At 58.8% G+C, this 6744-nt stretch carries 6 protein-coding genes; 4 read left to right on the plus strand and 2 right to left on the minus strand.

From position 1 onward, the window contains the following. The first annotated feature begins 250 nt into the window (after positions 1 to 250). A complete protein-coding gene (locus tag ABJK70_RS17980) occupies positions 251 to 691 on the plus strand; it encodes a sigma D regulator (RefSeq protein ID WP_077731904.1) in 441 nt (146 codons plus the stop codon). 78 nt (positions 692 to 769) lie between these two features. Beyond that, a complete protein-coding gene (locus ABJK70_RS17985) occupies positions 770 to 1324 on the plus strand; it encodes an NUDIX hydrolase (protein WP_077731905.1) in 555 nt (184 codons plus the stop codon). A 374-nt stretch (positions 1325 to 1698) separates the two neighbouring features. Here ABJK70_RS17985 and sucD read toward each other — a convergent pair whose 3' ends face one another. After that, entirely contained in the window at positions 1699 to 2574 is an 876-nt protein-coding gene (gene sucD / locus ABJK70_RS17990; RefSeq protein WP_077731906.1) for a succinate--CoA ligase subunit alpha, read from the minus strand. Continuing rightward, entirely contained in the window at positions 2571 to 3731 is a 1161-nt protein-coding gene (sucC, locus tag ABJK70_RS17995) for an ADP-forming succinate--CoA ligase subunit beta (RefSeq protein ID WP_086134855.1), read from the minus strand. Before sucC ends, sucD begins: the two co-directional genes overlap by 4 nt. Before the next feature lie 248 nt (positions 3732 to 3979). Here sucC and ABJK70_RS18000 point away from each other — a divergent pair, with 248 nt between their 5' ends. Together ABJK70_RS18000 and ABJK70_RS18005 are read left to right on the plus strand one after the other, a co-directional pair. Next, complete coding sequence (locus ABJK70_RS18000; protein WP_086134856.1) at positions 3980 to 5599, plus strand: ATP-binding protein; 1620 nt, start codon at positions 3980 to 3982, stop codon at positions 5597 to 5599. After that, positions 5596 to 6744, plus strand: a 1149-nt coding sequence (locus tag ABJK70_RS18005; protein ID WP_347258666.1) for a sigma-54 dependent transcriptional regulator, incomplete at its 3' end; no start/stop codon positions are given. The genes ABJK70_RS18000 and ABJK70_RS18005, both read left to right, overlap by 4 nt.

The following is a 6744-nucleotide window of genomic DNA, read 5'->3' on the forward strand; positions in this document are numbered from 1 at the left end:
CCATGATCGTAGATCCCGCGCAACGTCCGCAGTCGATAGAAGAATTCTCGCGGCTCCTCTCCGCGGAAAGCCGACCGGCCGAAAGTTGAACGGCCGGAGATCGACTCCGGGTCTCCACCGCTCCACCGTAAGATTCCCGCCCTTCTTGGCCGCGCCTAAAGGTATTTAACTTTGCGGCAAAGGATTGTTCCTCTGCGGAAGATGGCATAATGTATGCCCGCCTTCTGGAAAAGAAAAATCAGGAACAGTCATGATGAGTGCGAGCATCAACGAACGCAGGCAAAACACGAATCACATGATCGAGGAGCTTCTGGAGGAGAGGCGGCAAGTTTGGTCGCTGTACTGCACAATTGCGGGAATGAAGCCCTTTACGGTCGAGCAGCCCCTTCGGACGAAAGTCCAGGAGTTCTGCCAATTGCTCATCGATTACATATCGCTGGGGCATTTCGGGATTTACCAACGCATCATCGACGGAACCGAACGAAGGCGGAAAGTACTTGAACTGGCGGAAAACATTTACCCTCGCATCGCCGAAACCACCGATGCGGCGGTGGAGTTCAACGACAAGTACGAAACGCTGATCGGAGACGGGCTCAAAACCCATCTCGAGGATGATTTGTCCAAGCTCGGCGAGGAATTGGCGATGCGCATCGAACTTGAGGATCAACTGATTTCGAGCATGATCGCCTGATCAATGCACCGCAACGGGCGGAAGCACTCGTGAACTGGTCGCGACAGTGCCGCCCAAGCCTGAGGCACCATACGGCCGATGAACTATTGCACACACTGCGGAACATCGCTTCGAACGGGCATTCCCGAAGGCGATGACCGTCCGCGCCACATCTGCGACTCCTGCGGGACCATCCATTATCAGAACCCCAAGCTGATCGCCGGATGCATTCCTGTGTGGCAGGACCGGATACTGCTGTGCAAGCGCGCCATCGAACCGCGTCTCGGCTATTGGACACTGCCCGCGGGCTTCATGGAACTCGGCGAAACCTTGCCGGACGCCGCCCGCCGCGAAGCTCGCGAGGAAGCGAATATCGAGGTGGAGCTCGACTCGGTGTACACCATTTTCAGCCTTCCCCATATTTCGCAGGTGTACGTGTTCTTTCGTGCCCACATGCTGGAAGAACGCTACTCGGCCGGCTCGGAAACCTTGGAAGCGCGCCTGTTCAGGGAGGACGAGATCCCCTGGACCGAAATCTCCTTCGAAACGGTTTATCGCTCGCTGCGTCTATTTTTCGCCGATCGCAAGCAAGGCAGCTATGCATTCAGGCTGGAGACCATCACGCCGGATCAGCGCAGAATGCGGGGAGGTTAGAGCGTTTTCCGGTTTGACGCCGCGCCCCAAGGTACGGTAGGTCGACATTCCTTTCCCAATCGCAAACGGTCGCTTTAGAGCGTTTTTCATGCCGGTGTACGGCTTCGTATCGGGCGGGAAGAACGTAGGTCGGCAATCCTTTGCCGACGAAGTCCTTTGCCGAGCCGATAAGTCGGCGAGGGATTGCCGACCTACGCATTTCCCGATCCTCACCGCTAAACGGCGGAGAAAAACGCTCTAACCTCCCCGTTCGTCAACTCAGCGGCGAACGTAGGCCGGGATGACGAAGGAATCCCGGCAACCCCGCGACAATGCCGGGTTTCGTTCCTCACCCCAGCCTACATGCTGGGCGCCCTGAAACCGGAGAAGCCTTTTCAGGGCTTCCCTAACAGTGCACTCATCCGTTGCCCCATATCCGTAGGCGTATCGACGACGTCCACGCCCGCAGCCCGCAGGGCCGCCACTTTGCTCGTTCCCGTCCCTTTGCCGCCGGTGATGATCGCACCGGCATGACCCATGCGTTTTCCGGGCGGCGCAGTGAGACCGGCGATGTAACCGACTACCGGCTTCGTGACATGCGCCTTGATGTATTCGGCCGCTTCTTCCTCGGCGCTGCCGCCGATTTCGCCGACCAGAATGATGCCCTTGGTCTGATCGTCATTCTGAAACAAAGCCAAAAGATCGATGAAATCCAAGCCCTTGATGGGATCTCCGCCGATCCCGACGCAGGTGCTCTGACCGAGTCCCGCTTTGGTGGTTTGATGCACGGCTTCGTAAGTCAGGGTCCCGGATCGGGACACGATGCCCACCGAACCCTTTCGATGAATAAAACCGGGCATGATGCCGATCTTGCACTCGCCCGGCGTAATCACGCCGGGGCAGTTGGGGCCGATCAATGCGGTGTCGTAATGGGCCAGGGCCGCTTTGACCCGGAGCATGTGCAGCACGGGAATGCCCTCGGTGATGCAGACGATCACTTTTATACCCCCGTCGGCCGCTTCCAGGATGGCATCCGCCGCGAACGGCGGGGGCACGTAAATCATGCTGGCCGTGGCGCCCGTTTCGCGTACCGCCTGCTTGACCGTGTCGAACACCGGCAAATTCAAATGGGTTTGCCCGCCACGCCCCGGCGTCACGCCGCCGACCAGCCGGGTGCCGTATTCCAGACACTGCTGAGAGTGGAAAGTGGCCTGCTTGCCGGTAAATCCCTGGCAAATGACCTTGGTGTTCTTGTCGACGAGTATGCTCATTGCGCAGCCTCCACAGCCTTTTTCGCCGCCTCGTCCAAATCCGACGCGGTTATCAGCGCCAAACCGGACTGCTCGAGCAAGCGCCGGCCCTCCTCGGCATTGGTTCCTTCGAGCCGAACGATCACCGGCACCTGAACGTGCACCTCTTTGACGGCCGAGATAATGCCTTCGGCGATCAGATTGCAGCGTACGATGCCGCCGAAAATATTCACCAAAACAGCTTTCACCTTCGCGTCGGACAAAATCAGTTTAAACGCCTCGGCGACTTTCTCCGCCGTGGTTCCGCCGCCCACATCCAGGAAATTGGCCGGCTCTCCCCCGTAAAGCTTGATGACGTCCAGCGTCGCCATCGCGAGTCCCGCCCCGTTCACCATACAACCGATATTCCCGTCCAACGTGACATAGCTAAGTCCATGCTGGCGGGCCGCAGACTCCTTGGGATCCTCTTGGGCCGGATCGCGGAGCTCAGCCAGATCGGTATGGGCGAACAAGGCGTTGTCGTCGATGTTGATCTTGGCGTCCAGCACCAGTAACGCACCGTCTTCCGTCACCACCAAGGGATTAATCTCGATTTGGCTCAAATCCTTGTCCAAAAACAGCCGATACATTCCGTTCATGATCTTGGTCAACGCGTTGACCTGGTCGCCCCGAAGCCCCAGGGCAAAGCCGATTTCCCGGCACTGGTAGGCCTGAAGTCCGGCGGCAGGATCGACCGTCAGACTCAGAATTTTCTCGGGGTGCTGCGCAGCCACCTCTTCGATATCCATTCCGCCGGCGCTGGATGCCAAAAACAGCACCCTGGCGCTGGATCTGTCCACCACCGCGCTCAGGTAAAGCTCCCGCGCAATCGGGCGGACTTCCTCGATCAGCACGGCATTCACGGGCAATCCGGCGCTGCCCGTCTGAGCGGTAACCAGACGCGACCCCAGCAATTGACCCGCCGAGGCCCCGACCGCATCGACGCTGCCGACCAGCTTGACGCCGCCCGCCTTGCCTCGCCCGCCGGCATGCACCTGGGCCTTCACCACCCACTGCCCGCCGCCCAAGGCGGTCGCAGCTTCGACCGCCTCTCGCTCCGAAAATGCCGGGGTGCCGCGGGGGACCGGCAAGCCGTAGGACGAAAACAAATGCTTCGCCTGATATTCATGTAGGTTCATTGGATACTCCGTTTAGCTCTCGCGCCGGGCATCAATCCTCAAATCGATGCTACTCTTAATGTCTACGGCTATTCTAATAGACCCGCTCCGAAACCGCACCGCAGCCATGTCGCAATGCCACGCACCGACCCCGAACTCGGGCGAGTCTCCGCTCCCCGTGAAACGAGGGAGCGCAAGGTACCTGCAAACGGTTTTGCGGTGAACGACCCGGCACGAGGCTCTACGGCGCTCAACAGCTGCTACGGACAATGGACTTCGACAACAAGCAAATATCGCCCTGTCCGTTCTCCAAACATTACCGCATTCCTGAAAACCAAGCCTGGCAGTCGCTAACGGTTTATCTTCTATACCGTCTGACGCTGGGTAGCGTTTTGGTGTTCCTGTTTTTTTTGGGTGCGCTGCCGTCGTCGCTGGGTAAACACGACCCCGTGCTTTATGCAGCAGCCAGCAGCATCTATCTAGGATCTATTTTTTTCTCGGCTATTCCTCTGCTCCTGCGCCGCCCCGCCTTCCCGCTTCAAGCACAGCTGCACGTGCTCGCCGATCTAGTCTTGATCCCCAGTATCATGCACGCTTCGGGAGGCGTGGAGACCGGCGTCGGCGTATTGCTGGCTTTGTCGGTAGCGGCTGGCGGCATCCTGACCGGCGGTCGCTGCGCTTTGCTGCTGGCGGCGCTGGCCAGCGTGGCAGTCCTGGGAGAAGAAGTTTACGCCGATCTCTCCGGAGCGTTCGAAGCGGCCTACACTTACGCCGGCATGCTCGGGGCCTCGTTCTTCGGCATCGCGATTCTCGCCCTGGTGCTGGCGAGACGCGCGGAGCAGAGCGAAGCGATCGCGGCGCAACGCGGCGTCGACCTGGCCAATCTTCAGCAGCTCAACGAATTCATCATCCGCCACCTGCAGTCGGGTATTCTCGTCATCGATGAGCAGCATCGTATTTGGATGATGAACGATTCGGCCGCTCGGCTTCTCGGCATCTCTTCGACCGCCCGGTCCTTGGAAACCGCCTGTCCGGAGTTGGCCGAGCTGTTTTGGGATTGGCTGGACGATCCGATCCCCGGCACGGTGGGTCTCGGTTCTCGGGCAGGACAACCCTTGCAAGTTCGCTTCACCCGCTTAGGGCCTACATGGCCTCCGATTTACATGGCATTCCTGGAAGACAATGCCCTGTACAATCAGCGGGTACAGCAAAGCAAGCTGGCTTCGCTCGGCCGCCTCACCGCCAGCATCGCTCACGAGATTCGCAACCCCTTGACCGCCATCAGCCATGCCGCTCAGCTTCTGGCCGAGTGCTCGTCGCTGCAATCTCAAGACCGGCGCCTGATACAGATCGTTCTCGACCATACCGCACGGGTTAACATCGTCATCGAGAATGTGCTTCAAATCTCGCGACGAGGCCAATCGAAGCGAGAAATACTTCCCTTGGCGTCTAGTTTGAAAAAGTTTCTGCGCGACTACCGAATGGCGCAGGGAATACATGAAAAAGCCTTTCAACTCGATATCAAGATCGGCGATGCGCTGGTCACGGTCGACCCCAGCCATCTCAAACAGATTCTTGAAAATCTTTTTTCGAACGCGCTGAAATACGGCGAGCCGCAACGCGGGGCCATCCGGGTGCGCGTAAGGCGCCAACGGGGCGAACCATGCGTCGAAATCATCGATCATGCAGCGCCCATCGATAGTCAGACCGTTCAGCAAATGTTCGAGCCATTCTTCACCACCTCCGCCAGCGGCACCGGACTCGGGCTTTATATCGCGCGCGAGCTGGCGGAACTCAACCAGGCTAAACTGGAATATGAACCTGTCGCCGGCGGCGGTTGCTTCCGGCTCCGTTTGGCCGACGCAGAAAAAACCACAATCGAATTATGAACAGACCGTCCGCCCTGGTCGTCGATGACGAGCCCGCCATCCGCGAATTGCTGGAGATCACGCTCGAGCGCATGGATATCGACGTGCAATCGGCCGGCGCATTGCGGCAGGCCCGAGAACTCCTGCAGAACCGGCATTTCGATCTTTGCCTGACCGACATGCGTCTGCCCGACGGCGACGGCTTGGACCTGGTGGAATACATCCAGCTCAACCTTCCGGCACTGCCGGTGGCGGTCATCACCGCGCATGGCAATATGGAGTCGGCCATTCGCGCCTTGAAGAACGGCGCCTTCGACTTCGTCTCCAAGCCGCTGGATCTGCACATTCTTAGGAACCTCGTGAACACGGCGCTCAAGCTCGGTCAGCAAGAAGGCAGGGACCGCCGCTCCCGCCATATATTGCTCGGCGATTCGCAAGCGATGCGCGAAATCCGCTCCAAAATCACCAAGCTGGCACGCAATCAGGCGCCTATATTCATCAGCGGCGAATCGGGGACGGGTAAGGAATTGGTTGCGAGACTGATCCATGCCATGAGTCCGCGGTCCGAAAAGCCGTTCGTCGCGGTGAACTGCGGTGCGATACCGCACGACCTGATGGAAAGCGAATTTTTCGGCCACAGAAAAGGCAGCTTTACAGGAGCGGTCGGGGACAAGCAGGGCTTATTTCAAGCGGCTCACGGCGGCACGCTGTTTCTGGACGAAGTCGCCGACCTGCCGCTGTCGTTGCAGGTCAAATTGCTGCGCGCGATTCAGGAAAAATCGATTCGACCGCTGGGCGAACCTCGGGAAATTCCGGTAGACGTACGTATCGTCAGCGCAACTCACAAGAATCTCGCGGAGATGGTCCGAAACGGCGATTTCCGGCAGGATCTTTTTTACCGCATCAACGTGATCGAGATGCATGTTCCGCCCTTGCGCGAGCGCCGCAGCGATATTCCGGCCTTGATCGACCACATACTCGCAAAACTCACCTCCCCCGGAGATACCAAGGCCGAACTGAGCGCCGAAGCCTTGACCGCACTTATGAGCTATCCGTTTCCGGGCAACGTACGGGAGCTCGAAAATATTCTGGAACGGGCCGTCGCACTCTGCGACGGGCATCGCATTCTGGTCGAGGACTTGAACCTTCCGGAAGGGTCATCCGGG

It is taken from the genome of Methylocaldum sp. (genome assembly GCF_039794385.1).
Lineage (GTDB): Bacteria > Pseudomonadota > Gammaproteobacteria > Methylococcales > Methylococcaceae > Methylocaldum.